17 protein-coding genes, 4 tRNA genes and 2 pseudogenes are annotated in these 22245 nt (G+C 61.7%); 10 read left to right on the forward strand and 13 right to left on the reverse strand.

Features of this window, described 5'->3' with window-relative positions; translation table 11 throughout:
- The coding region (locus ACFOMF_RS17195) for a DUF2846 domain-containing protein (protein WP_386367550.1) at nucleotides 1–319 on the reverse strand (319 nt) is incomplete at its 3' end.
- A gap of 40 nt (nucleotides 320–359) precedes the next feature.
- Here ACFOMF_RS17195 and ACFOMF_RS17200 point away from each other — a divergent pair.
- Nucleotides 360–488, forward strand: a pseudogene (locus tag ACFOMF_RS17200) (LysR family transcriptional regulator); the annotation flags it as partial.
- Between the two features lie 207 nt (nucleotides 489–695).
- Here ACFOMF_RS17200 and ACFOMF_RS17205 read toward each other — a convergent pair.
- Nucleotides 696–1217 carry an REP-associated tyrosine transposase gene (locus ACFOMF_RS17205; RefSeq protein ID WP_386367186.1) on the reverse strand — a complete coding sequence of 174 codons (522 nt, stop codon included), beginning with the start codon at nucleotides 1215–1217 and terminating at the stop codon, nucleotides 696–698.
- Nucleotides 1218–1354: 137 nt separating this feature from the next.
- Between ACFOMF_RS17205 and ACFOMF_RS17210 the strand changes: the two are divergent.
- Nucleotides 1355–1471: pseudogene (locus tag ACFOMF_RS17210) on the forward strand (LysR family transcriptional regulator); the annotation flags it as partial.
- Between the two features lie 86 nt (nucleotides 1472–1557).
- On the opposite strand, the gene ACFOMF_RS17215 reads toward ACFOMF_RS17210, so the two are convergent.
- The 7 genes from ACFOMF_RS17215 to ACFOMF_RS17245 form a co-directional block, all read right to left on the reverse strand.
- A complete protein-coding gene (locus ACFOMF_RS17215) occupies nucleotides 1558–2370 on the reverse strand; it encodes a hypothetical protein (RefSeq protein WP_386367188.1) in 813 nt (270 codons plus the stop codon).
- 76 nt (nucleotides 2371–2446) lie between these two features.
- Nucleotides 2447–3832, reverse strand: a complete 1386-nt coding sequence (locus tag ACFOMF_RS17220; RefSeq protein WP_386367190.1) for a deoxyguanosinetriphosphate triphosphohydrolase family protein — start codon at nucleotides 3830–3832, stop codon at nucleotides 2447–2449.
- Nucleotides 3833–3913: 81 nt separating this feature from the next.
- Nucleotides 3914–5179: a ribonucleotide-diphosphate reductase subunit beta gene (locus ACFOMF_RS17225; RefSeq protein WP_386367192.1), complete on the reverse strand. Its 1266-nt coding sequence runs from the start codon at nucleotides 5177–5179 to the stop codon at nucleotides 3914–3916.
- Nucleotides 5180–5501: 322 nt separating this feature from the next.
- Nucleotides 5502–8378: a ribonucleoside-diphosphate reductase subunit alpha gene (locus tag ACFOMF_RS17230; RefSeq protein ID WP_386367194.1), complete on the reverse strand. Its 2877-nt coding sequence runs from the start codon at nucleotides 8376–8378 to the stop codon at nucleotides 5502–5504.
- Between the two features lie 538 nt (nucleotides 8379–8916).
- The gene (locus ACFOMF_RS17235; protein ID WP_386367196.1) at nucleotides 8917–9621 is read right to left on the reverse strand and encodes a 4'-phosphopantetheinyl transferase family protein; all 705 of its coding nucleotides are present in this window, start codon (nucleotides 9619–9621) and stop codon (nucleotides 8917–8919) included.
- A gap of 63 nt (nucleotides 9622–9684) precedes the next feature.
- Nucleotides 9685–12426 carry a response regulator gene (locus ACFOMF_RS17240; protein ID WP_386367198.1) on the reverse strand — a complete coding sequence of 914 codons (2742 nt, stop codon included), beginning with the start codon at nucleotides 12424–12426 and terminating at the stop codon, nucleotides 9685–9687.
- A gap of 92 nt (nucleotides 12427–12518) precedes the next feature.
- Nucleotides 12519–13145 carry a trimeric intracellular cation channel family protein gene (locus ACFOMF_RS17245; RefSeq protein ID WP_386367200.1) on the reverse strand — a complete coding sequence of 209 codons (627 nt, stop codon included), beginning with the start codon at nucleotides 13143–13145 and terminating at the stop codon, nucleotides 12519–12521.
- Between the two features lie 198 nt (nucleotides 13146–13343).
- On the opposite strand from ACFOMF_RS17245, the gene gltX reads away from it, so the two are divergent.
- The 6 genes from gltX to erdR all read left to right on the forward strand — a co-directional run bounded on the left by gltX (nucleotide 13344) and on the right by erdR (nucleotide 16583).
- A complete protein-coding gene (gene gltX / locus ACFOMF_RS17250; protein WP_386367202.1) occupies nucleotides 13344–14840 on the forward strand; it encodes a glutamate--tRNA ligase in 1497 nt (498 codons plus the stop codon).
- 97 nt (nucleotides 14841–14937) lie between these two features.
- Nucleotides 14938–15013 (forward strand) — tRNA-Ala (locus ACFOMF_RS17255).
- A gap of 71 nt (nucleotides 15014–15084) precedes the next feature.
- A tRNA-Glu gene (locus ACFOMF_RS17260) sits at nucleotides 15085–15160 on the forward strand.
- Between the two features lie 54 nt (nucleotides 15161–15214).
- Nucleotides 15215–15290, forward strand: a tRNA-Ala gene (locus ACFOMF_RS17265).
- 50 nt (nucleotides 15291–15340) lie between these two features.
- Nucleotides 15341–15416: transfer RNA gene (locus tag ACFOMF_RS17270), tRNA-Glu, on the forward strand.
- Between the two features lie 516 nt (nucleotides 15417–15932).
- Nucleotides 15933–16583, forward strand: a complete 651-nt coding sequence (gene erdR, locus ACFOMF_RS17275) for a response regulator transcription factor ErdR (RefSeq protein ID WP_386367204.1) — start codon at nucleotides 15933–15935, stop codon at nucleotides 16581–16583.
- A gap of 4 nt (nucleotides 16584–16587) precedes the next feature.
- Here erdR and ACFOMF_RS17280 read toward each other — a convergent pair whose 3' ends face one another.
- Nucleotides 16588–17514 (reverse strand): LysR family transcriptional regulator, encoded by a 927-nt coding sequence (locus ACFOMF_RS17280; protein ID WP_386367206.1) that lies wholly within the window; start codon nucleotides 17512–17514, stop codon nucleotides 16588–16590.
- Between the two features lie 111 nt (nucleotides 17515–17625).
- Here ACFOMF_RS17280 and fpr point away from each other — a divergent pair, with 111 nt between their 5' ends.
- On the forward strand, nucleotides 17626–18402 hold the full coding sequence (gene fpr / locus ACFOMF_RS17285; RefSeq protein ID WP_386367208.1) for a ferredoxin-NADP reductase: 777 nt from the start codon (nucleotides 17626–17628) through the stop codon (nucleotides 18400–18402).
- A gap of 85 nt (nucleotides 18403–18487) precedes the next feature.
- Here fpr and ACFOMF_RS17290 read toward each other — a convergent pair whose 3' ends face one another.
- The 3 genes from ACFOMF_RS17290 to ACFOMF_RS17300 form a co-directional block, all read right to left on the reverse strand.
- Nucleotides 18488–18967 carry a YchJ family protein gene (locus tag ACFOMF_RS17290; protein ID WP_386367210.1) on the reverse strand — a complete coding sequence of 160 codons (480 nt, stop codon included), beginning with the start codon at nucleotides 18965–18967 and terminating at the stop codon, nucleotides 18488–18490.
- Nucleotides 18968–18969: 2 nt separating this feature from the next.
- Nucleotides 18970–19461 (reverse strand): DUF6231 family protein, encoded by a 492-nt coding sequence (locus ACFOMF_RS17295; protein ID WP_386367551.1) that lies wholly within the window; start codon nucleotides 19459–19461, stop codon nucleotides 18970–18972.
- 85 nt (nucleotides 19462–19546) lie between these two features.
- Complete coding sequence (locus ACFOMF_RS17300; protein WP_386367212.1) at nucleotides 19547–20011, reverse strand: CopD family protein; 465 nt, start codon at nucleotides 20009–20011, stop codon at nucleotides 19547–19549.
- A gap of 89 nt (nucleotides 20012–20100) precedes the next feature.
- On the opposite strand from ACFOMF_RS17300, the gene dinG reads away from it, so the two are divergent.
- Nucleotides 20101–22245 (forward strand): ATP-dependent DNA helicase DinG, encoded by a 2145-nt coding sequence (gene dinG / locus ACFOMF_RS17305; protein WP_386367215.1) that lies wholly within the window; start codon nucleotides 20101–20103, stop codon nucleotides 22243–22245.

Consider the following 22245-nt stretch of genomic DNA (forward strand, 5'->3'; position numbering starts at 1 on the left):
CCGTGGAACTGCTCGCCGGCCTCTGCCTCGACTTCCTGAAAACAAACTCTGTCTGGCGGACGGGGTTTATGGAGCGCTTACGCACCGCCTTCTGGCCTTCGCTCTCGGAGACTTCGGTCAACTTGGCGCCGCCGACGAAGAGGCCCAGCTTGATGGACTGGCGGACATAATGGTTCTTGCCGGCTTCCGCGTTCAGTTGAAGCAGGTTGTCCCCGAATTCGGACTCGGTCGACAGGGTGTGGGCGCCGGGGTGATGAGCCGGTAGAAATAGGTATTGGCAGCGGTCTCGCCGATGATCTCGTCGTCGATCTTCGAAAATTGGGGTCCGAAAATTGGGGTCTGTCCCCGATTCCCTCTAGCCGTTTGGGCCGGAGCTGGAAGGCAAGCCGTTTCACCTCGTGTACCCGGAGAGCCGCCGGGATGATCCGACGGTTCTGGCGGTGAGAGAGTGGGTGATGGCAGTGCCGGGAGGGTTGTGTGCGTTGTAGCTACGCTGGTTTTTGCGTCCGTGCCGCTGCTGTTTTACGGGTTGATTGAGGCATCGGTTCCGCCCTGCTGGGCGGGTCACTTTTTCCAGTCGCGGAAAAGTAACCAAAATACGCCATCTCACCCGCCCACACCGCCGACGCATCGACGTTGCCGGAGCGTAGGGTGGAAAACGGCGAAGCCTTTTCCACGCGTTTCTCCGCGTCCACCTATGCGTCTTGCCCAGCTCCGTCTCCGCCGCACCAATCGCCAGAATAAACGCCAGCCCTGACGGCTCGATGGAAACTGGAGAAAGGCCAATCGGCAACGCGGTCCACCAAGCCGTGTTTCAACGGATTCAAATGCACGTAGTCGACGTGGTGCCGGTAATCCCGTTCGTCCTGGATCAGATGTTCCCAATAGCGCCGTTGCCAGATGCCGCGCTCGCCACGGGAGCGTTGGGTTGCCGTCAGCACCTCGGTCTTCGGCAAGCGTCGGGCGACAGCGAATTTGATGACCTTCCAGCGCAGGGCGAAATCGGCGTCGCCATCCGGCAGCGTCCAGACGCAATGCATGTGGTCAGGCAGAACGACCCAGGCATCGACATGGAATGGATGGCGTGAGCGCGTGGCGCGCACCGTCTCGCGCAGCAGATCGATATGGCGGACAAGCAGGTTGCTTCGGCGGTTGAGCAGATTGGCCGTGAAGAAGTACGTGGCGCCCGGCATGTGGGCGCGGCGGTAACGGGACATGGCGGCTCATCCTTGAGCGTGGTGTTGGCGGGGAGTCCGTATCGGTGGATAAGCAAAGCGTTATCCACCCTACGCCATCTCACCCACCCATTCCGCCGACGCATCGACGTTGCCGGAACGTAGGGTGGAAAACGGCGAAGCCTTTTCCACGCGTTTCTTCCAGGCTACTCGCTGGCCGGGATGAACCGACGGTTCGGGCGGTGAGGGAGTGGGTGATGGCTGTGCCGGGTGGGTTGTGTGAGCTGACTGGCTAGTTCGCCGCAGCGTAGGTTGGAAAACGGCGAAGCCTTTTCCACGCGTCACTTCCAGGCTACTCGCTAGTTGCATAGAAAGGAGAAGCTCAAGAAAAGTCCCAGTGCATTTGTTTAAAAGAGGGTGCTACGCCTTGCATAAGTAAAAGCTTTGCAGCTTCGTCGATGCGGTCTCTTGTAGATAGCGCCTCAATTTCTTGGGCTTTTTTAAAAAGTTCATAGATACTGGGCTCGATAAACGTATTGTTATAACTGTAAAGCTCGTATTCTTTTAGCTCGCGCAGCGAAAACTGTTTTGTTGTATTAATTAAGTAAAGGGCTGTGCTTTGCGTTATGCTTCTCGCATCTTTAAGGCATAAATGTCTAAAGACCCTGGCGGCGGCTCCTTTGGGGTTTGGGTTGTGCAAAAGCACTATATCCATTTTTTTTCTTTCTAGGCTTTCTAAATAGCTAGAATCGCAAATGACTTCACGGGAGCGCCAGTTCATTAGTATGGCATCCCAGTTTAGAATTGTTGTTTTGGTTAGGGAATGAATTGATTCGTATTTTACGAAGCCGCGAGCTACAGCCCATGTGTCCTTTGCGTGCCATATATCAATTGGCCAGCCGGCGACAGTTAGTCTGTAGCCGCCGAATTTGTTCGGTGTGAGTCCAAGGTTTGAGATTATATTAAAACAGTCTTCCCAGTTCCCATCTATAACTATGTCAATATCTGAGCAGAAACCTTTTTTTCCGAACATGGCTATGTCGCGGAGTATTCCTCCAAAAAGATAGATATCTGAGTGAGGGGAGCTCTTGGATATTAATTCAATAAAATCTTTTGGCTTTTTGAAAGCATAGGCGGCGCCTCCCGTCTTCGTGGGAGTATCATTTAAGTCTAGGGGGATTTGGTTGTTGGTCATTGGCCGCTTGGGTGCGGCATCAAAAAACCTTTCTATCCTAGACTTTAGGTTAGAGAATGAGGCGACTGCTCGCATGCTATTGGGAGAAGCCTGTCAATGATCTAAATTCGTTATGCTTCTTAATGAGATATGACTCAGTCATCCCAGAGAGTGCGTCGCAAATTAATTGCGCTTTTGGGTAGTTCGGGTTTTCATGGCCTCCAGTCGTAACAGCGTCCTTGTAGACTCGCCTGTAGTTTTCTGAAATGGCTCCGAAAACGTAACGCTCGAAGGGGTGATCTCTGCTTTCGCCTTTAGAAACGGCGTCCCAGAGCATGTCCATCATGCTTTTTATATGATTGCTCCCTTGCAGCTCGAGCTTTAGCACATCTTTATGTTGGAAGCCAAAGTGGAAATCAAATTTTTTGGTCGTTGCGCAAAGGTGGTGGCAGCTGGAGTTTTTGATGATTTCGAAGCCGGGGGCAATTTCTCCGCTCATTATGTCGTCAACTTTGTCTACAAAAACACTGATTGCTGAGTTAACCATTTCAGAAATCGCTGTCACGCGAAACATTTGCATCGATATGTCGTTCAGCTCGCGAGAGCTAAGATTTTCCCTTCTGAACTCTTCATTTTTACGTTTAGATGAGGTAATGACTCTTTCGATGACCTCATCTTGATGCGAGTTACTGTCGAGGTAATCCATGAGGTCATAGAAAGATGCGTAGCCTTTCTTGACTGTATCTTCCGCATCAATAACTGAATATGCGATATCGTCACAAGCCTCCATGATATATGCGAGGGGGTGTCTTATGCCTTCCGATAGTCCAGTATGTTCCCACACTTCTTGAACTATGCTTCGTTCACTTTTGAATATCCCGGCCTTTTTGAATCCGCCTTTATTTTCTGAGCCGTAAATGCTCGGGTACTTTAATAAAGCCGCCAATGTTGCGAGCGTGAGGTTTAAACCAAATTGATCGTTTAACACTTGTAGCCGAGTCAGTAGCCTGAACGTCTGAGCATTGCCGTCGAATTCTAGGAAATCGGGGTCAAAATTTTCATCATTCCGCTCTGCAAACCATTGTTGCATTGCTAATTCGCCTTGGTGCCCGAACGGAGGGTTGCCCAAGTCGTGCGCTAGTCCTACGGCAGCTAATAAAGGAGGAATGTTCCTTTTAACGTTTAGCTTTTCGTGGTCTGGCCCAAAAACTCGCTCTGCATGCTCAAATGCAAGCTGAATACCAATTCCCCTGGCTAGGTTGCTGACTTCGTGTGAGTGAGTCAGACGAGTCCTGACAGAGTCATTTTCCTCCATTGGAAATACTTGCGTTTTATCAGCTAGGCGCCTAGTTGGTGTTGCGAACAGAATGCGATCGTAATCACGCTCGATCTCTGTTCTTTTCGAAGCAGTGCCTATGGTCTCGCTTGAGCCATGAAGATCTTTCCTGCGAACAGGGTTTAGCAACTTTTCCCAAGAGAGCATTTTCGGCGTCCTAGTGTAAAACTCTTAAGCAAAGCCCTGCATTAGCAGGGCTCATTTATGGTTCTGCGACAATCTTTACATTTAGTCCCAGCTCAAAGCCCCACCCGTCTGATACTCAATCACCCGCGTCTCGAAGAAGTTCTTCTCCTTCTTCAGGTCCATGATCTCGCTCATCCACGGGAACGGATTGGTGGTGCCCGGGTACTCTTCCTTCAACCCGATCTGCGTCAACCGGCGGTTGGCGATGAACTTGAGGTAGTCCTCCATCATCGCCGCGTTCATGCCCAGTACGCCGCGGGGCATGGTGTCGCGGGCGTATTCGATTTCCAGCTGGGTGCCCTGGAGGATCATCTGGGTCGCTTCGTCCTTCATGTCGGCGTCCCACAGGTGCGGGTTTTCGATCTTGATCTGGTTGATCATGTCGATGCCGAAGTTCAGGTGCATGGATTCGTCGCGCAGGATGTACTGGAACTGCTCGGCGGTGCCGGTCATCTTGTTGCGGCGGCCCATGGAGAGGATCTGGGTGAAGCCGCAGTAGAAGAAGATGCCTTCGAGCACGCAGTAGTAGGCGATGAGGTTCTTGAGGAACTGCTTGTCGGTCTCGACGGTGCCGGTATTGAAGGTCGGATCGGAGATGGAGCGGGTGTACTTGAGGCCCCAGGAGGCTTTCTTCGCGACGCTCGGGATCTCGTGGTACATGTTGAAGATTTCGCCTTCATCCATGCCCAGCGATTCGATGCAATACTGGTAGGCGTGGGTGTGGATCGCCTCTTCGAAGGCCTGGCGCAGGATGTACTGGCGGCACTCGGGGTTGGTGATCAGGCGGTAGGTGGCCAGCACCAGGTTGTTGGCGACCAGGCTGTCGGCGGTGGAGAAGAAGCCGAGGTTGCGCTTGACGATGCGGCGCTCGTCTTCGGTGAGGCCGTCCTTGCTCTTCCACAGGGCAATGTCGGCGTTCATGTTCACTTCCTGCGGCATCCAGTGGTTGGCGCAACCATCCAGATACTTCTGCCAGGCCCAGTCGTACTTGAAAGGGACGAGCTGGTTGAGGTCGGCGCGGGCGTTGATCATGCGCTTTTCGTCGACGCGCACGCGGGCGGCGGCGCCTTCGAGGTCGTCCAGGCCTTCCTGGATGTCGAGCTCGTTCAGCGCGGCCTTGGCGCGGGCGATGGCGGCGGAGTCGTCTGCGGCCACGGCGCGGGCCTGGTGGGCGGCGGCGTCACCGACCGAGTCGAGCTTTTCCAGGGTGACTTCACCGGCCAGCTCTTCGGCTGCAGGCTTGGCTGCGCCGTTGGCGGGCTTGGCGGTGGTTTCTTCGGGTTGGTCGAATTCGTCCCAGCTGAGCATCGGAGTGCCTCCTGGTTGGGTGGACCGGGGTGTGCCGGTCGCTGGTTGAAGTTTTGCAGCGGTTGCACGCGAAAGCAGGGTGGGCGGGGCGTTTTGTCCGTCCCCTTGTGCCCGGGCGTCGTTTGGCCGCGAGGTTCGTTCGCGAGCAAGCTCGCTCCTACAAAAGCAATGCGGGCCGCGCCGCGGCTAGTGGGGAACTGGGCGAGGGCGCGCTAGGCGCCCGGCAGGTCGGAGCCCCTGAGCGTACAGGTGTACGTGATGGGGGCCGGCCTGTCGGGCAACAACGCGCGGACCGCTCAGATCCGCACGGAACCCATACCTCTTATTGGCAGGCTTCGCAGTCGGGGTTGTCGATAGAGCACGCCAGTGGCACCGGTGCCGGCTTCGGCTCGTGGGCCGGTTCGGCGGCGGCCGGGGCGGCCTGTTTGCTTTCGTTGCCACCACTGGAGACGGCGTTGAGCTTGCCGGTGTTGATGGTGGACTTCTCGGTGCTGGTGGCGGCCAGGGCACGGAGGTAGTAGGTGGTTTTCAGGCCACGGAACCATGCCATGCGGTAGGTCACGTCCAGCTTCTTGCCGCTGGCGCCAGCGATGTAGAGGTTGAGCGACTGGGCCTGGTCGATCCACTTCTGCCGACGGCTGGCGGCCTCGACGATCCAGCGGGTTTCCACTTCGAAGGCGGTGGCGTAGAGGTCCTTCAGATCTTGCGGTATGCGCTCGATCTGCTGCACGGAGCCGTCGTAGTACTTGAGGTCGTTGACCATCACCGGGTCCCACAGGCCACGCGCCTTGAGGTCGTGGACCAGGTAGGGGTTGATCACGGTGAATTCGCCGGACAGGTTCGATTTGACGTACAGGTTCTGGTACGTCGGTTCGATGGATTGCGACACGCCGATGATGTTGGAGATGGTGGCGGTCGGGGCGATGGCCATGATGTTGGAGTTGCGGATGCCTTTCTTCACGCGCTCGCGGATCGGCGCCCAGTCCAGGGTCTGGCTGCGGTCGACTTCGATGTACTTGTTGCCGCGCTGTTCGGTGAGAATGTCCAGCGAGTCCAGCGGCAGCACGCCCTGGCTCCACAGCGAACCGTCGAAGGTGGAGTAGCTGCCGCGCTCGTCGGCCAGGTCGCAGGAGGCCTGGATGGCGAAGTAGCTGATCGCTTCCATCGACTGGTCGGCGAAGGCCACGGCGGCGTCGGAGCCGTAGGGGATGTGCTGCAGGTACAGGGCGTCCTGGAAGCCCATCAGGCCGAGGCCGACCGGGCGGTGCTTGAAGTTGGCGTTCTTGGCCTGCGGCACCGAGTAGTAGTTGATGTCGATGACGTTATCGAGCATGCGCACGGCGGTACGCACGGTGCGTTCGAGCTTGGCGGTGTCGAGCTTGCCGTCCTTGATGTGGTTGACCATGTTGATCGAACCCAGGTTGCAGACGGCGATTTCATCCTGATTGGTGTTCAGGGTGATCTCGGTGCAGAGGTTGGAGCTGTGCACCACGCCGACGTGCTGCTGCGGGCTGCGCAGGTTGCACGGGTCCTTGAAGGTCAGCCACGGGTGGCCGGTCTCGAACAGCATCGAGAGCATCTTGCGCCACAGGTCCTTGGCCGGCAGGGTCTTGAACAGCTTGAGCTTGCCGTACTTGGTCAGCTCTTCGTAGTACTCGTAGCGCTCTTCGAAGGCGCGGCCGGTGAGGTCGTGCAAGTCCGGTACGTCGGAGGGAGAGAACAGGGTCCACTGGCCGTCTTCGAAAACACGCTTCATGAACAGGTCCGGAATCCAGTTCGCGGTGTTCATGTCGTGGGTGCGGCGACGGTCATCACCGGTGTTCTTGCGCAGCTCGATGAATTCCTCGATGTCCAGGTGCCAGGTTTCGAGATACGCGCAGACGGCGCCCTTGCGCTTGCCGCCCTGGTTCACGGCGACGGCGGTGTCGTTGACCACCTTGAGGAAGGGCACGACGCCCTGGCTCTTGCCGTTGGTGCCCTTGATGTAGGCGCCGAGGGCGCGCACCGGGGTCCAGTCGTTACCCAGGCCGCCGGCAAACTTGGACAGCAGGGCGTTGTCGCGGATGGCGTCGTAGATGCCGCCCAGGTCGTCGGGTACGGTGGTCAGGTAGCAGGACGAGAGCTGCGGACGCAGGGTGCCCGCGTTGAACAGGGTCGGGGTGGACGCCATGTAGTCGAACGAGGACAGCAGGTTGTAGAACTCGATGGCGCGCTCTTCGCGGTTGACCTTTTCTTCGATGGCCAGGCCCATGGCCACGCGCATGAAGAAGATCTGCGGCAGCTCGAAACGTACCCCGTCCTTGTGGATGAAATAACGGTCGTAGAGCGTCTGCAGGCCCAGGTAGGTGAACTGGCCGTCACGCTCGTGATTCAGCGCCGCGCCCAGCTTGGGCAGGTCGTACCCCTGCAGCTTGGGGTCGAGCAGTTCGAACTCGACGCCCTTGGCTATATAGGCCGGCAGTGCCTGGGCATAGAACTCGGCCATCTCGTGATGGGTGGCGCTCTCGGCCACGCCGAGGAAGCCCAGGCCTTCGGCGCGCAGGGTGTCCATCAGCAGGCGGGCAGTGACCTGACTGTAATTCGGCTCGCGCTCCACCAGGGTACGGGCGGTCATCACCAGAGCGGTGTTGACGTCCTTTTCGTCCACGCCGTCGTAGAGGTTCTTCAGTGTCTCGCGCTCGATCAGCGCGCCGTCGACCTCGGCCAGGCCTTCGCAGGCTTCGGCGATGATGGTCTGCAGGCGACCCATGTCCAGTGGCTGCAGGCTTCCGTCGGCCTTCTTCACGCGAATGCTCGGGTGCGGCTGGGCGATCTCGTCGCCGGCGCTGCGCTTGCGCTCCTGGGCGCGACCTTCACGGTAGATCACATAGTCGCGGGCGACCTTGTGCTCGCCGGCGCGCATCAGGGCCAGTTCGACCTGGTCCTGGATTTCCTCGATGTGAATGGTGCCGCCGGACGGCATGCGGCGGCGGAAGGTAGTGGTGACCTGTTCGGTCAGGCGCGCCACGGTGTCGTGGATGCGCGAGGACGTGGAGGCAGAACTGCCTTCGACGGCGAGAAAGGCCTTGCTGATGGCAACGGTGATCTTGTCGTCGGTGTAGGGCACGACGGTACCGTTGCGCTTGATGACGCGCAGCTGGCCGGGGGCGGTGGCGGCGATGTCTTCGAGCGGTCTCTCGCGGGCGGTGTCGATCTGCATGGGGCTCCAAATCCTCTGGGTTTCTGGGGTCGTCGCTTGCGCGTCGGCCCGATTCACCCGCCCGGGCGCGGGCGAGTGGTGTGCGATTACATGGTGCAGGTGTCTTAAACGCCACGTTGTCTCGAGGCAGCATGACCACAATATATGGGGGTATTAACACCCCGGGAACTCTGTTGCCGAGAGCCTCAAGCTCTTCTGTCGGCTGCTGACCGGCGCCCGGGACTGCCGGGCCATTCGAGGCCTGTTGCAGGATGCCGCTGCGCTGGAAGCTGTCTCGTGCAGCTGTTTATAGACGGACGCAAAAAAGGATTCAAACCCAATATGTGGGGGTTTTCACGTTGCATAAACACAATACCCAGACTTCAAGCTCAGATCAATGTGCGTAGCCTGTGGATAAACTGTGGGTGAGCTGTGGGCGACCTCTGGGTAGATGCGCAGAGCCCTGACAGGTTCAAGGCTTGCTCCATCTGTCTGAGGAACGGCGGGTGGGACGAGATTTTTTCAGTTGCGGTGGTACCACTATATGTTGTGGTGGATGTCAAGGAGCCTGGTCGATGTGGACGAGGGTCAGCAGATGGCCTTCGCCTTCGGCGTATTGACCGACCAGTTCGCGGCCGGCTGGCCAGTCAGGTGCCAGGGGAGAGAGCAGGCGCAGCCGGGCATGCCCGTCGGCGAGGCCGAGCAGTTCGGCGTCCTGAAAGTAGAAGCGCTGGCGAACCAGGGGAAAGAGGGCCTTGAACAGGCTCTCCTTGAACGAGAAGGTCAGGGTGATCCGCCATGCCCTGGCATCCTCGGGCAGCCTGGCCAGGTGCTGGCGCTCGGCTGGGGTCAGGATTTCACCCGACAGGCGCTCGGCCCGCGCCGGCGGAATCAGGGCTTCGAGATCCAGCCCGAGCCCCCGCCATGCCTTCGCCTCTCCGATCACCACGGCGGCGCGACCATGGCTGTGGGTCAGCGAACCCACGATACCCTCCGGCCAGCTGGGCATACCCTGTTCGTCCTTGCCCGGCAGGCCGGCGACGCCGGTGAGCCTTTGCAATGCGGCCTGGGCGCAGGCGCGGCTGGCAAGGACTTCCGCCTGCCGCTTGGGCACTCCACGGGGAACCGCCAGGCCGAGGCGGTCAAACTCCAGCGGGTCCAGCCGGGCCGGATCGAACTCGGTGCGCACCAGTTGCGTCGCCGGCAAGGACTGCGGAAAAGGCCAGCTGAAGTCCGGCGGTGTACAGCAGAGGGGAAAGGTCATGGGTGGCGATTGTGCGGGTTGAGCGGTGCCGGGGAAAGGGCAGGGTGACAGGTCGCGGTGGACTCAGGATGCAGGGACGGCCTGGGCCTGGCATTGCAGCCGGTCAATGGCTTCGATGAGAGCGTCCAGTGCAGTGTCTACGGCGGCGTGGTCCTGCTTGAGCAGGGTTTCGCTGCGCTGGCAGGCCGCGCGCAGCTGGGGGACACCCACGTAACGGGTCGCCCCATGCAGACGGTGGACCCGGTCGATCAGCGCCTGGCGGTCGCCCACTTCGCGGGCACGGTCGATGGCGATGCGGTCGGCATCCAGCGAAGCCAGCAGCATGCCGAGCATGTCCTTGGCGAGGTCAGGCTTGTTCGCAGCCAGGCGCAGGCTTTCTTCGGGGTCGAGAATGGGCAGTGTCGGATCCGCGGGTGGCGGTTCCGGCAGGGCGTTATGACGCAGGGCCAGCCCGGTCCATTTCAGTACGACCTGGGCCAGCTGGCGTTCGCCGATCGGCTTGGTGAGATAATCGTCGAGCCCACAGCGCAGTACCGCGCGCTTTTCATTGGAGAGCGCGTGGGCAGTGAGCGCGATCACCGGCAACGGCTCGCGATCATGCTCTGCTTCCCATTGGCGAATGGCTTCGGTGGTCTGGCGGCCATCCATGCCGGGCATCTGCATGTCCATGAAGACCAGGTCGAGCTCGCTGGATTTGACCAGCGCCAGGGCGGCCTCGCCGTTGTCCACCGCCAGCACCTCGGCACCCATGTCGCTGAGCAGCGTCTGCACCAGCAGGAGGTTGGCCTCGTTGTCGTCGACGCAGAGAATACGCGGTGCCCGGCCCGGAGGCGCCGGGACATCCGGTGCCGCAATCTGCGCCGGCCCGCCGGCATCGAGCAGAGCGCGCTGCAGCTGGCGGCTGCACATCGGCTTGGCAAGGACGCGGCTGGGGTAATCCTGCGGCAATTGCGGGCCGTGCTCGAGGGTCGGGCACACCAGCAGGCACTTGGTGCCCATGCCGTCCAGCTCCTGCAGCAGGTGGGCCTGTTCCTCAGGCGAGAGGTCGTCAGGATCGACGCAGATCAGTGCGTAATCGAGCGCAGCGCTGCCATGGCGGCCCGCAGCGACCCACGCTTTCAGGCTTTCCAGATCGGCGAAGGGCACCACCTCCAGACCCAGGTCCTCGAGTTGGTGCTGCAGCGCCTGGCGCGCCAGCGGGTGCGACTCGATCAGCGCGGCACGGCGTCCGATCAGCGACATCGGCGGCCGGTCCTCGATGTCGTCGCGCGCGCGGGGCAGGGTCAGGCTGATCCAGAACTCCGAGCCCTCGTCCGGTGCGCTGTCGACGCCGATTTCGCCGCCCATCTGCTCGATCAGCCGCTTGGAGATCACCAGCCCCAGGCCGGTACCACCGGGCTGTCGCGACAGGGAGTTGTCCGCCTGGCTGAAGGCCTGGAACAGGGCGCGAATCTCGCGCTCGCTGAGGCCGACTCCGGTGTCCTTGACACTCAGGCGCAGCTGCGCCGAGTCGCCATGGTCCTCCTCGAGCATCGCGCGGACCACGATGCTGCCCTCGGGGGTGAACTTGATCGCATTGCTCACCAGGTTGGTCAGCACCTGTTTCAGCCGCAACGGGTCGCCCACGAGCTGCAGGGGGGTGTCGCGGTAGATCAGGCATACCAGTTCAAGGCGCTTGGCATGCGCCGAAGGGGCGAGAATGGTCAGGGTGTCTTCGATGAGGTCGCGCAGGTTGAAGGGGATGCTTTCGAGCATCAGCTTGCCGGCCTCGATCTTCGAGAAGTCCAGGATCTCGTTGATGATCGCCAGCAGGTTGCCGGCGGACTTCTCGATGGTGCTCAGGTAGTCGTACTGGCGCGGGGTGAGGTCGCTTTTCTGCAGCAGGTGGGTAAACCCGAGGATGCCGTTGAGCGGAGTGCGAATCTCGTGGCTGATGTTGGCGAGAAACTCGGACTTGATACGGCTGGCCTCGAGCGCTTCCTTGCGCGCCAGGTCAAGTTCGATGTTCTGGATCTCGATGGTTTCCAGGTTCTGGTGCACATCCTCGGTGGCTTGGTCGATGCTCTGCTGCAGCTCCTCGCGACCGCTGAGCAGGGCCTCGGCCATGCGGTTGATGCCTGACCCCAGCTCGTCCATTTCCTGATTGCCCAGGGGCGGCAGGCGGGTTTCCAGATGGCCGTCCTTGAGCTGCGCGACGGCGGCCTTGATCCGTTGCAACGGCTGGCTGATGGCGCGACTCAGGCGCACCGCCAGCAGCCCGGTGACCACCAGCGCCACACTGATCAGCAACAGGGTGGCGAGGAGGGTACGGTAGCCGCGCAACAGGGTGCCCTTGTGCGAGAGCTCGAGCTCCAGCCAGCCGATCAGTTCGAGGTTGCTGCCGTTGAGATCTTCGGCCAGGTAGAGGTCGCGCATCAGCACCGGCATGAGGATGCGGGTGGTTTCATCGCCGCTGACGCGGGTGAGCGCCAGGGGATCGCTGGGTGGCGGAGAGGTGCGCATGTCCGGTCCGGCATGGCCGAGCAGGTTGCGTTCGGCGTCCAGCGCGGTGACGGTGCGTACGTCGGGCTGGTTGAGTACGCCGTTGAGGATGCGCTGCAGGCGACGCTCGTCCGCATCGGCAAATCCCTGGGCCAGCAGTGGCGCCAGTTGCTCGGCGATCATCTCGCCGCGTTCGAGCAGCTGCTCGCGTATCTCCTGAAGCTGAATGCGGGTGAAATAGGTGCCCAGCACGACGGCCAGCAGCAGGCTGGGCAGCAGTGTGAGGATAAGGATGCGGCCCCTGATTCCCAGGTCTTTGAGCACGGGTGAATTCCTGATAGGTCAGGGACCAAGTGTAGCGGCTGTAGGGGCTTCTGGGGATGCGGCGACCGGCTCGGTGGTCGCCGCCTGACGGCTCAGTCCAGGCCGCGGATGTCGCGCCTGTTGAAAGTGGGCAGTCGCCAGTCGAAGGCTACCGCCAGCACCCGGAACAGGAAGCCCGACACCAGCGCTGCGACCGAGGCGATGTTGCTGCTCACCCCCAGCCACAGCAGGGTCATATAGAGCAGGCCGGTGAACAGTGCGACCGTCGCGTAGAGTTCACGGCGCAGGACCATGGGCACGCGGTTGCACAGGATGTCGCGCAGCAGGCCACCGAAGATGCCGGTGATCAGGCCCGCCAGCACCACGATGGCCGGATGGGCGCCGAGGCCGAGAGCCACGTCGCAGCCGATCACGGTGAAGGCCACCAGGCCCAGGCCGTCCACCAGCAGAAAGACCATGCGCAGATGATGGAGGTAGCGGGCGACAAAGGCCGTCACCAGCGCCGCACCGGCGGTGAACGCAAGGAATTCGGGATGCTGGATCCAGCCTACCGGGTAATTGCCGAGCAGGATGTCACGCACTGTACCGCCGCCCAGGGCCGTGACCGTGCCGAGCATGCAGATGCCGAACAGGTCCATGCCGCGGCGCATGCCCATGATGGCGCCGGACATGGCTTCCGCGGTGATGGCGAGCAGGTAGATGGTATGGAGAAGAGTCATGCTTGGCTCCACGCCCAGTTTCGAGGCGTTCGTCGGGCGAAGGCGCGATTATGGTGCATGGAGGTAAATAAAGCATGGGGGTGCGCCAGACAGTTCTATGAACGGTCGTGGCGCGGCGCCAGATGGCCGCCTACAACGCACACGATGCGCCTGTTACCATCCCGTTCCCGTTTTCCTGACTGCCTCACGAGAGTCGCCATGACCACCGTTCGTACCCGCATCGCGCCGTCGCCTACCGGCGATCCCCACGTCGGCACAGCCTATATCGCGTTGTTCAACCTCTGTTTCGCACGTCAGCACGGCGGCCAGTTCATCCTGCGCATCGAGGATACCGATCAGCTGCGCTCGACTCGCGAGTCCGAACAGCAGATCTACGATGCATTGCGCTGGCTCGGCATCGAGTGGGATGAGGGCCCGGATGTCGGCGGTCCGCATGGCCCCTATCGGCAGAGCGAGCGTGGCGAGATCTATAAGCGGTATTCCGATGAGCTGGTGGAAAAGGGGCATGCATTTCCCTGCTTCTGCTCCGCCGAGCGGCTGAACCAGGTCCGGGCCGAGCAGCAGGCGCGCAAGGAAACCCCGCGCTACGATGGCCATTGCATGCATCTGGCGCCGGACGAGGCGCAGCGGCGCGTCGCGGCGGGCGAGCCCCATGTGATCCGCATGAAGGTGCCGAGCGAGGGCATCTGCACCGTGCCGGACATGCTGCGTGGTGATGTGGAGATTCCCTGGGATCGCATGGACATGCAGGTGCTGATGAAGGCCGACGGTCTGCCCACCTACTTTCTCGCCAACGTGGTCGACGATCACCTGATGGGCATCACCCACGTACTGCGTGGGGAAGAGTGGCTGCCTTCGGCGCCCAAGCTGATCAAGCTCTACGAGTACTTTGGCTGGGAGCAGCCGGCGCTGTGCTACATGCCGCTTTTGCGCAACCCTGACAAGAGCAAGCTTTCCAAGCGCAAGAATCCCACGTCGGTGACCTTCTACGAGCGCATGGGCTTCTTGCCCCAGGCGATGTTGAACTACCTCGGACGCATGGGCTGGTCCATGCCGGACGAGCGCGAGAAATTCACCCTGAACGAGATGATCGAGCAGTTCGACATCCAGCGGGTATCGCTGGGCGGGCCGATCTTCGACATGGAAAAGCTTTCCTGGCTCAACGGGCAATGGCTGCGCGAGCTGCCGGTGGAGCAGTTTGCGGTCGAGGTGCAGAAATGGGCATTGAACCCCGAGTATCTGATGAAGATCGCACCCCATGTGCAGGGCAGGGTGGAAACCTTCAGCCAGATCGCGCCGCTGGCCGGTTTCTTTTTTTCCGGGGCGCTGCCGCTGGAGCCATCGCTGTTCGCGCACAAGAAGCTCGATGATGCGCAGGTGCGCCAGGTGCTGCAGCTGACCCTGTGGAAGCTGGAGGCGCTGCGGCAGTGGGAAAAGGAACGCATCACCGGTTGCATCCAGGCGGTCGCCGAATACCTCGAGCTCAAGCTGCGCGATGTCATGCCGCTGATGTTCGCCGCCATCGCCGGCCAGACGAGCTCGGTCTCGGTGCTCGATGCCATGGAAATCCTCGGTCCCGACCTGACCCGCTACCGCCTGCGCATGGCGCTCGAACTGCTCGGTGGCGCGTCGAAGAAGGAAGCCAAGGAGTGGGAAAGGCAGCTGGCGTCCATGGGTAACCAAGGGGTGCGCTAAGTGCTTGTTCCGCTGTTGAAAATCTTTTTAGCTGATTGCCAGGAATACTGTTGACAGGGTGCCGCCTCGCACCTAATATGCGCCCCGTCCTCGAGACGGGGCTATAGCTCAGCTGGGAGAGCGCTTGCATGGCATGCAAGAGGTCGACGGTTCGATCCCGTCTAGCTCCACCATCTTTCATGTGGTTTGAATGAAAGGTGTCACGGCCGGTCAGTAGACTGGTTGCGTTCAGAAGGGTATCTGCGTCCCCTTCGTCTAGTGGCCTAGGACACCGCCCTTTCACGGCGGTAACAGGGGTTCGAGTCCCCTAGGGGACGCCATTATTTCCAGCTGCATTGCCTTTGGCGATGCACAGGTCGCGAGACGTTAAATCCGGGGCTATAGCTCAGCTGGGAGAGCGCTTGCATGGCATGCAAGAGGTCGACGGTTCGATCCCGTCTAGCTCCACCAATTTCCACGACGGTTCCGGTTTTGTAGGCCGGGCTGTTCTCGAAGGTTTCGTCCCCTTCGTCTAGTGGCCTAGGACACCGCCCTTTCACGGCGGTAACAGGGGTTCGAGTCCCCTAGGGGACGCCAGTTTGCCCGCCTTGGGCTATAAAGGGTCGCTCATCTGGAGTGGCCCTTTTGTTTTTCTGGCCCAGCCAGGCGGCCGCGCCTGTAGCATTCTCTATCTTCTGTCAGACGCGCCCGCCGGGTCGGGCCCGGTGCGAGTCTGTCGTTCGGGCACTCGCCAAGGCCCTGCAGACCCCGGCGTCGGAGTCCGGCGGCGTGATCGGCTGAGGTGCGGGCGGCGGGGCGGTGAACAGACGCGGGCCGATGTGATCCATACTCTGAGCGGGTGGTGAAGGCGCAGGCGCGGATCATCGCCGTGGATTTCATCGGCTGATCGACGCACAGACCTAGTCCAGAGCGCTGGGATCAGTGCAGGAAAAAAGGCAAACTGTGTCGCAAGGCAATGTGCTTGACCACCGATACGGCGCTGGGCATGCTTGCGCCGCTTTCAGTGCCGGTGCTGGGAGCATCGACGGATTGATCTGATTCTCCGGCGCGGTTGTGTCCGACGTGCCGCAACAAAAAAGACAGGGACCCGCCATGGCTGCTTACGAAATTCTCATCGCCGATGATCATCCGCTGTTCAGAAGCGCCTTGCAGCAGGCGTTGACCGTCGGCTTGGGCTCGGAGGCGAACCTGAGCGAGGCGGCCAGCATTGCCGAGCTGGAAAGCCGGCTGGCCGAACTGGCGGATCTGGATCTGGTTCTCCTCGACCTGAACATGCCCGGCGCCTATGGCTTTTCCGGCCTGGTGCTGTTGCGCGGCCAGTATCCACACATTCCCGTGGTGATGGTCTCGGCCCAGGAGGAGCCCTCGGTGGTGGCGCGGGCGAAGGAATTCGGCGCCAGCGGCTTCATTCCCAAGTCCAGCTCGCTGGAAACCATTCAGGAAGCGGTGCGCGCGGTGCTCGACGGCGACCTCTGGTGGCCTACCGAGATCCTCGACGGCGCCCAGGTCAGCGACGAGGCCAAGGTGGTGAGCGCCGGACTGTCCAGCCTGACCCCGCAGCAGTTCAGGGTGCTGACCATGGTCTGCGACGGTCTGCTGAACAAGCAGATCGCCTACGAGCTCAACGTCTCCGAGGCCACCATCAAGGCCCATGTGACCGCCATCTTCCGCAAGCTGGGCGTGCGCACCCGCACCCAGGCGGCGCTGTTGCTCCAGCAGATGGAATCGATCCCGACCAGTTGAGTCGTCAGGGGATCGGCGGCAGCAGGATTTCATCGCTGCGGCGCACTCCGGCGGTCAATGCCTGGCAGAGCTCGACGAATTCCCGCATGGCCGCCGTCTGATATTTCTGCGCGTGCCAGATGAAAAAGAAGTGCCGGGTGAGGTCGAGCTCCGGCGTTTCCACCGCCACCAGACTGCCTCGGCGAAAGGCATCACGCAGCGCCAGGCGCGAAATGCAGCCTATCCCCAGCCCTGACTCCACTGCTCGCTTGATGGCCTCGGTGTGTTCGAGCTCCAGTTTCACATCGAGTCGGTGGCTGTGGTGGCGCATCGCCTGATCGAAGGTGAGTCGCGTGCCCGAGCCGCGCTCACGCAGGATCCAGGCCTCGCCCGCCAGTTCCTCGAGACTGGCCTGGCCCTGGCGGGCAAGCGGGTGCCCCGGTGCGCAGAACACCACCAGCTCGTCTTCGACCCAGGGGTGCTGCTCGAGATCGGGATGCTGGCAGTCGCCTTCGATGAGACCGAGGTCAAGTTCGTGCTGGGCGATCTGCTGAACGATGTGCGCGGTGTTCTGAACCTGCAGCCGGACCCTGCATTCAGGGTGGCGGCGCATGAAATCTCCAATCAGCAGGGTGGCCAGGTAGTTGCCGACCGTCAGGGTCGCGCCCACCTCCAGTGATCCGAAGCCGCTCTTGCCTTGCAGCAGGTCTTCGATGGCGCGCGCCTGGTCGAGCAGGGCCACTGCCTGGGGCAGCAGCTGACGGCCCAACGGGTTGAGGCACAAGCGCTTGCCCATGCGGTCGAACAACTGGCACGCCGACTGGCGCTCGAGTTCGGCCAGCGAGGTGCTGGTGGCGGACTGCGAAAGCGAAAGGGACTCGGCCGCGCGGGAAACGCTTTCCTGGCGGGCGACGGCAACAAACACCTGAAGCTGTCTGAGAGTAAAATGCATATCTATATAACGGATAACCTATATCGTTATTATTCACTTAAGAGATAAGCAGTGCACTTGTACTATCGCAGTATCGACTGACCGTTTGGCGCTTATTTGACGAGGTATCCCATGAGCAACCTGAACGTGGAGCGTGTGCTCAGCGTGCATCACTGGAACGACACGCTGTTCAGCTTCAAAACCACGCGCAATCCGGGGCTGCGGTTCGAGAACGGGCAGTTCGTGATGATCGGACTGGAAACCGAAGGCCGGCCACTGATGCGCGCCTACAGTATCGCCAGCCCGAACTATGAAGAGCATCTGGAGTTCTTCAGCATCAAGGTGCCCAACGGCCCCCTGACCTCGCGCCTGCAACACCTGAAGGAAGGCGATGCGCTGATGGTCAGCCGCAAGCCCACTGGCACGCTGATCCTTGGCGACTTGCTGCCGGGCAGGCACCTCTACTTGCTGAGTACCGGCACCGGCCTGGCGCCGTTCATGAGCCTGATCCAGGACCCGGAGGTGTACGAGCGCTTCGACAAGGTGATCCTGATACACGGCGTGCGCTACGTCAGCGAGGTGGCCTACGAGCAGTTCATCACCGAGCACCTGCCGGACAACGAGTACTTTGGCGACGCGGTGCGCGAGAAGCTGATCTACTACCCCACCGTCACCCGCGAGCCTTTTCGCAACCAGGGCCGCCTGACCGATTTGATGCGCAGCGGCAAGCTGTTCGACGACATCGGCCTGCCGCCGATCAATCGCGAGGACGACCGCGCCATGATCTGCGGCAGCCCGAGCATGCTCGACGACACCAGTGCCGTACTCGACAGCTTCGGCCTGAACATCTCGCCGCGAATGGGCGAGCCGGGCGACTACCTGATCGAACGGGCCTTCGTGGAAAAATAGGCTCGCTCGTGCAGGAGGGCAGCGCCGTAGGGACCGCAGGACGGTATGGCGGCAGCAGGGCAGCAGGGCTGCCTCAGTCTCTGGCTCAGAGATACCCGCTACAACATTTCTTGAACTTCTCCCCGCTACCGCACGGGCAGGGGTCGTTGCGGCCGGCCTTGAGGCCTACGGTCGGGTCGATGAAATACCACTGCCCGTCGAGCTGCACGAAGGAAGATCGCTCATGGTGGGCATGCTCGCCCTGCGCGTCGTGCCAGCGGGCGGTAAAGGCGACCCGGGCATGTTCGGGCTGGCCGCCGATGACCTCGCTGCTCTTGACCTCAAGGCCGAGCCAGGTGCTGTTGATACTCCAGGCACGGATCGATTCGAGGTCGAGCGCCGCCTGCTGGATGGGCAGGGTGGTCGCCTTCAGATAGTCCACCAGCCCCAGTACGTAGGCGCTGTAGCGCGAGCGCATCAGCGCCTCCGCGCTCGGCGCCGGTTGACCACCGTGGTGGCGGCCGCAGCACAGCTGCAGCGCTCGGGTACTTCCGCACGGACAGCTGTCGAGGGTGGGGATGTCCATGGTTACCACCAGTATTTGCCGTAGAGATGGGGGTTGGCCCAGAACTTGGCGTTGAGCCAGTCGGGCACCTGCTTGTAGTCGAGCAGGTCGTAGGTGAACAGCGTCAGCGTCTGACCGTCACGCTCGAAGCGCTCGCTGGCCTGCAGTGCGAGGGCATAGAGGTCGGTGATCTGCCAGCCCACCGCGTCCAGGTCGACCAGCACGGCCAGGCGGTTGGCATTGAGGTTGCGAATGCCGCCAAGCAGCTCCAGGCCCGTGCGCCGTGGCAGGTGTTCAAGGCAATCGGCAACCAGCGCCAGCTCGTAGCGGCGCTGGCAGATGTCTGCCGGAAGCGGGGCGCTGGTCGAGCGGTCCAGTTCGCAGGGGTGGCTCTGCACGAAGGCTTCCAGGGCCGGCTGTTCGCTCGCGCCGACGTGCAGCAGGCGGGCCGGGGAGTAGTGTTCCAGCAGGGCCGCCAGGGCTACCTGCGGGGTGCGGATCGGGCTGTCGGTCACGGGCGGATCCTTGTCGAATGGCGTAGGGCGTGCGGCATCAGGGCTGGCGACCTGACGCATGGAGCGATCTTGCGCGCGACGGGTTTCAGAAAACCGGCCGGGCGGCGGCCAGGGCGACCACCAGCAGGCCGATCAGCAGATTGACGCCCACCAGCCGGCGAATCCCGCCAAGCACGCCGCCCGCTGCAGGCCATTGCTCGGCGGCAATCGCGCGGTTCAGCGAGGGCAGCTGCAGCAACTGGATGCGCAGGAACAGGGCGAGCATGACCAGATACAAGCCAGCCATAATGTGCACATAGCGTGGCGCGCCGGCCAGGCCGGCAAAACGCAGGTGCCAGAGGCCTATACCGGTGATCGGAAGTATCAGCACCGCGACCCAGACCCAGACGAAGAATCGCCGGAAAACCTCGCTCCAAAGCCGCAGCCGCTCGGGTGCTTGCAGGACCGCCACGACCGCGGGGCGCAGCACCATCCAGGCGAAGAACATGCCGCCGACCCATAGCATGGCGGCGATGACGTGCAGGGCGTAGAGCAGGGCGTACAGGGTCATGGAAGGGAAAACTCCGCTGGCCATTGGGAGAGCAGGCGCTATCATAGCGGGCTTTCCCGGATACTGAAGATATATCCAGTCAGGCGTCCATGCTCAGCAGCGAACTCAAAACTCAGATCCAGGGCGCCTACACCCGCTTCCTCGAGGCCAAGGGTCTGCGCGCGCGCTATGGCCAGCGGCTGATGATCGCCGAGGTGGCGAAGGTGCTTGGCACCATCGGCACCGATGACGAAGGACGGCGCAGCGGTGATCCGGCGGTGGTGGCGGTCGAGGCCGGTACCGGTACCGGCAAGACCGTGGCTTATGCACTGGCCGCGATCCCGGCGGCGAAGGCGGCCGGCAAGCGTCTGGTCATCGCCACCGCGACGGTCGCCCTGCAGGAGCAGATCGTCCACAAGGACCTGCCGGACCTGCTGCGCAACAGCGGCCTGAGCTTCAGTTTTGCGCTGGCCAAGGGGCGCGGGCGCTACCTGTGCCTGTCCAAGCTCGACCTGCTGCTCCAGGAAGGACAGGCGCAGACCGCCACCGCGCAGTTGTTCGAGGACGAGGGTTTTCGCATCGATGTCGACGAGGCCAGCCTGAAGCTGTTCGGCAGCATGGTGGAAAAGCTCGCCGGCAATCGCTGGGATGGCGACCGTGACGCCTGGCCCCAGGCGATCGAGGATGCCGACTGGTCGCGCCTGACGACCGATCACAGCCAGTGCACCGGCCGCCACTGTCCGAATTTCCAGCAGTGCTCCTTCTACCGGGCCCGTGAAGGCATGACCAAGGTGGACGTCATCGTCACCAACCACGACATGGTGCTGGCCGACCTGGCGCTCGGTGGCGGTGCGGTGTTGCCCGACCCGCGCGAGACGCTCTATGTGTTCGACGAGGGACATCACCTACCGGACAAGGCGATCGGTCACTTCGCCCATTTCACCCGCCTGCGCTCGACCGCCGACTGGCTCGCGCAGATCGACAAGAACCTCACCAAGCTGCTCGCCCAGTACCCGCTGCCCGGTGAGTTGGGCCGGCTGATGGAACAGGTCCCGGAACTGGCGAGGGACCTGCGTACCCAGCAACAGTTCATGTTCAGTGCCTGCGAGCAGGTCGCCGATTTTCGCGCGGGCGAAGACATGGAGGGGCGCGAGCGGCCACGCCATCGCTTTGTCGGCGGCGTGGTGCCCGAGCATCTGTGCGAACTGGGTCTGGAGCTGAAAAAGGGCTTTGCCCGTCTGAGCGATCTCTTCACCCGCCTGACCGAGCTGCTCAAGCAGGCCATGGACGGCGAGACGGGGACAGGAATTGCCAGCCATCAGGCCGAGGAATGGTATCCGCTGTTTGGCAGCCTGCTGATGCGTGCCCAGGGTAACTGGGAGCTCTGGACCGCCTTTACCCTGGAAGACCCTGAGGACAGCGTGCCCATGGCACGCTGGATGACCCTCGCCGAAAGCGGTGCGCTGCACGATATCGAGGTCAACGCCAGCCCGATCCTGGCCGCCGAGACCCTGCGTCGCAACCTGTGGAACGTTGCCCACGGTGCTCTGGTGACCTCTGCCACCCTGACCGCCCTGGGTACCTTCGATCGGTTTCGCATGCGTGCCGGGTTACCGCGCGACGCGGTGACGGCGGTGGTACCCAGTCCGTTCAACTACGCCGAAGCGGGGGTGCTGCAGGTGCCCGACCTGCGCGCCGACCCCCGTGATGCCGCCGGCCATACCGCGGCCATCGTCCGCGAGTTGCCAAGGCTGGTGGAGGGTGCGCGAGGCACACTGGTGCTGTTTTCCTCACGGCGGCAGATGCAGGATGTCTTCGATGGGCTCGACCGCGACTGGCGACGGCGAGTGCTGATCCAGGGCAACCTGTCCAAGCAGGAAACGCTGAACAAGCACAAGGCCCGGGTCGACGACGGCGAGCCCAGCGTGCTCTTCGGCCTCGCCAGCTTTGCCGAGGGTGTCGATCTGCCGGGTGCCTACTGCGAGCATGTGGTCATCGCCAAGATCCCCTTCGCCGTACCAGACGACCCGGTCGAAGCGGCGCTGGCCGAGTGGATCGAGGCGCGCGGCGGCAATCCCTTCATGGAGATCGCGGTGCCGGACGCCTCGCTGCGGCTGATCCAGGCCTGTGGGCGGCTGCTGCGTACCGAAGAAGACCGGGGCACCGTGACGCTGCTCGATCGGAGGTTGGTGACCCAGCGTTACGGCAAGGCCATCCTCAACGCCTTACCGCCCTTCAGGCGCCACATCGAATAA

The organism is Stutzerimonas tarimensis, assembly GCF_042648805.1.
GTDB classification, from domain to species: Bacteria; Pseudomonadota; Gammaproteobacteria; order Pseudomonadales; family Pseudomonadaceae; genus Azomonas; species Azomonas tarimensis.

Coding starts and splice junctions, on each gene's coding strand:
- ACFOMF_RS17235 (WP_386367196.1), bottom strand. CDS start 9,621: ATGACCTTTCCCCTCTGCTGTACACCGCCGGACTTCAGCTGGCCTTTT.
- ACFOMF_RS17220 (WP_386367190.1), bottom strand. CDS start 3,832: ATGCTCTCTTGGGAAAAGTTGCTAAACCCTGTTCGCAGGAAAGATCTT.
- ACFOMF_RS17280 (WP_386367206.1), bottom strand. CDS start 17,514: ATGCATTTTACTCTCAGACAGCTTCAGGTGTTTGTTGCCGTCGCCCGC.
- ACFOMF_RS17245 (WP_386367200.1), bottom strand. CDS start 13,145: ATGACTCTTCTCCATACCATCTACCTGCTCGCCATCACCGCGGAAGCC.
- ACFOMF_RS17230 (WP_386367194.1), bottom strand. CDS start 8,378: ATGCAGATCGACACCGCCCGCGAGAGACCGCTCGAAGACATCGCCGCC.
- erdR (WP_386367204.1), top strand. CDS start 15,933: ATGGCTGCTTACGAAATTCTCATCGCCGATGATCATCCGCTGTTCAGA.
- ACFOMF_RS17215 (WP_386367188.1), bottom strand. CDS start 2,370: ATGACCAACAACCAAATCCCCCTAGACTTAAATGATACTCCCACGAAG.
- dinG (WP_386367215.1), top strand. CDS start 20,101: ATGCTCAGCAGCGAACTCAAAACTCAGATCCAGGGCGCCTACACCCGC.
- fpr (WP_386367208.1), top strand. CDS start 17,626: ATGAGCAACCTGAACGTGGAGCGTGTGCTCAGCGTGCATCACTGGAAC.
- ACFOMF_RS17225 (WP_386367192.1), bottom strand. CDS start 5,179: ATGCTCAGCTGGGACGAATTCGACCAACCCGAAGAAACCACCGCCAAG.
- gltX (WP_386367202.1), top strand. CDS start 13,344: ATGACCACCGTTCGTACCCGCATCGCGCCGTCGCCTACCGGCGATCCC.
- ACFOMF_RS17300 (WP_386367212.1), bottom strand. CDS start 20,011: ATGACCCTGTACGCCCTGCTCTACGCCCTGCACGTCATCGCCGCCATG.
- ACFOMF_RS17205 (WP_386367186.1), bottom strand. CDS start 1,217: ATGTCCCGTTACCGCCGCGCCCACATGCCGGGCGCCACGTACTTCTTC.
- ACFOMF_RS17290 (WP_386367210.1), bottom strand. CDS start 18,967: ATGGACATCCCCACCCTCGACAGCTGTCCGTGCGGAAGTACCCGAGCG.